The 2,471-nt window shown below is 67.1% G+C and carries 3 protein-coding genes; all 3 read left to right on the forward strand.

Features of this window, described 5'->3' with window-relative positions; genetic code table 11:
• On the forward strand, positions 1 to 799 hold a 799-nt coding region (locus tag VK519_RS04325), incomplete at its 5' end, for a flagellar M-ring protein FliF C-terminal domain-containing protein (protein WP_324347907.1).
• Between the two features lie 4 nt (positions 800 to 803).
• Complete coding sequence (gene fliG / locus VK519_RS04330) at positions 804 to 1,793, forward strand: flagellar motor switch protein FliG (protein ID WP_524538977.1); 990 nt, start codon at positions 804 to 806, stop codon at positions 1,791 to 1,793.
• Positions 1,793 to 2,428 carry a flagellar assembly protein FliH gene (locus tag VK519_RS04335; RefSeq protein WP_324347909.1) on the forward strand — a complete coding sequence of 212 codons (636 nt, stop codon included), beginning with the start codon at positions 1,793 to 1,795 and terminating at the stop codon, positions 2,426 to 2,428. The genes fliG and VK519_RS04335 overlap by 1 nt, the downstream gene beginning before the upstream one ends.
• The last annotated feature ends 43 nt before the right edge of the window (positions 2,429 to 2,471 follow it).

Genomic DNA, 2,471 nt, shown 5'->3' on the forward strand with positions numbered 1-2,471 from the left:
CAGCAGCGATACGCGCCATGACGCCGCCGCCGCCGGCGGCGTCCCGGGGGCGCTCTCCAACCAGCCACCCAACACCGTTGCCCAGGCCACGGCGGCCAAGCCCGATGCCGGCAAGAAACCAGGCGGCCCACAGGCCGCGGCCACCGCCCAGGCCACCGAACCTTCCCAGAGCACCAGCAGCGCCACGCGCAATTACGAGCTCGACCGCACCGTGAGCCATGTGGTGGATCCGGCGGGGAAGGTGTCGCGGCTTACGGTCGCCGTGGTGGTGGACAACAAGACGGTGGTGGGCAAGGATGGCAAGACCGGAAGCGTTGCCTTCACCCCGGAAGAAATCGAGCGCATGACCACGCTCACCAAGAATGCCGTGGGCTTCGATGCCGCGCGTGGCGATAGCGTCAGCGTGATCAACGAAGCCTTCCACGCCACGCCGGTGGACGACGTGGGCATCGATATTCCTTTCTGGCAGAAGCCGGGCGTGCTCGACCTGATCAAGCAGGCGCTGGGCGTGCTGGCGGCGCTGGCCGTGGCCTTCTTCGTCATCCGCCCGATGATGCGCACGGCGATGCGGCCGGGGTCCGGCGGCATGCAGCCGGCTCTGGCAGGTCCCGTGCCCACGGTTTCGGTGATGGTGGACGACGACGAGCGCGACTCGCATCAGCTGGACACTCCACGGGGCAAGGGCGCCCCGGCTTTACTCGCCTACGAACAGAAGATCGGCCTGGCCAAGCGCATGGCCAACGACAATCCCAAACAGGTTGCGCAGGTAGTCAAGAGCTGGGTGGCAGAAGATGGCTGAGGCATTGAACGGTTCCCAGCGTGCGGCGATCTTGCTGCTGACGCTTGGCGAAGAAGACGCGGCCACGGTGCTCAAGCACCTGAACGCCCGCGACGTGCAGTCGGTCGGCACCGCCATGGCGGCGCTGAAGAACGTGTCCAAGGAACAGGTCGACGGCGTGATTAGCCGCCTCACCGAAGACATGGGCCAGCACACGGCGCTGGGCGTGGGTACCGAGGAATATATCCGCAAGGTGCTGGTGAATGCCCTTGGCGAAACCAAGGCTGGCAGCCTGATCGACCGCATCCTGCTGGGCCGCAGCTCCAAGGGCCTGGAGTCGCTCAAGTGGATGGAAAGCCGCGCCATCGCCGAGATGATCGGCCAGGAACACCCGCAGATCATCGCCCTGGTGCTGGCGCACCTGGAGCCTGACCAGGCTGCCGAGGTCCTGGGGTACCTGCAGCCGCGCACACGCTCGGACGTGGTGATGCGCATCGCCACCCTCGACGGCGTGCAGCCGCATGCGCTGGACGAGCTCGACGAAATCATGGAGCGCCAGTTCTCCGGCACCAGCAACAAGATGAAGTCGGCCACCGTGGGTGGCCTGAAGGCGGCCGCGGCCATCCTCAATTCGATGGAAGCCTCGCGAGAGGCTGAATTGATGGCATCCATCCGCGGGCTGGATTCGAACCTGGGCGAGAAGATCGAGGAACTGATGTTCGTCTTCGACGACCTGGCGGACCTTGACGACCGCAGCATGCAGGCGCTGTTGCGCGATATCCCTTCGGCCACGCTGATCACGGCGTTGAAGGGGGCCGAGCCTGCGATGCGCGAGAAGATCTTCAGCAACATGTCCAAGCGCGCCGCCGACATGCTGCGCGACGACCTGGAAGTGAAGGGCCCGGTACGCGTAAGCGAAGTGGACGCCGCGCAGAAGGAAGTGCTGGCCAGTGCACGCCGCCTGGCCGATGCCGGCCAGATCACCCTTACCGGCGGCGGTGAGGAATTCGTCTGATGAGCGTCCTTGGACGCGACGAGGCCTCTGCCTACGAGCGCTGGGAACTGCCGCCCGTCGGCGAGCCTGCCGTGCGCCGCGCCAAGGAAGAACCGTCCTCGCCATTGCCCACGATCGCCGAACTGGAGGCGATCGAACGACAGGCGCGTGAAGAAGGCTTCAACGCGGGTCTTGCCGAAGGGCGCGCCACCGCGCGCCGTGAACTGCTGTCGCAGACCGGCCGCCTGGAGGCGCTTTACGCCGCCGCGGCCCGCCCCCTGGCGGAGCTGGACGACGAGGTGGCCCGGGAACTGGCGTGGCTTGCCACCGTGGTCGCCGAGCGCGTGCTGGGCGCTGAGATCTCCCTCGCGCCAGAAAGAATCATCGACGTGGTGCGCCAGGCTGTGCACGTACTGCCGGCCTCCGAGCGTCATATCCGCGTTGTACTGCATCCGGACGACGCGGCCCTCGTGCGCGATCATCGGGGCGGCTCGGAAGAGTCGTGGCTGATCGTCGAGGATCGCACGCTCGACCGCGGCGACTGCCGGCTGGAGTCGGAGCATTCGCGCATCGACGCGCGCCTGCGCTCGCGCCTGGCCACCGTGGTCGGCGCGGTACTGGGTGACGACCGCGCCGATGGGGAGCCTGTGGCGTGAGCGACGCGATCCCCCTTCCGCCCGATCGCAACCAGCGCTGGCG

Origin of the sequence: Pinirhizobacter sp., from assembly GCF_035317885.1 — a bacterium.
In the GTDB taxonomy this organism is placed as follows: Bacteria; Pseudomonadota; Gammaproteobacteria; order Xanthomonadales; family Rhodanobacteraceae; genus Pinirhizobacter.

Coding starts and splice junctions, on each gene's coding strand:
- VK519_RS04335 (WP_324347909.1), top strand. CDS start 1,793: ATGAGCGTCCTTGGACGCGACGAGGCCTCTGCCTACGAGCGCTGGGAA.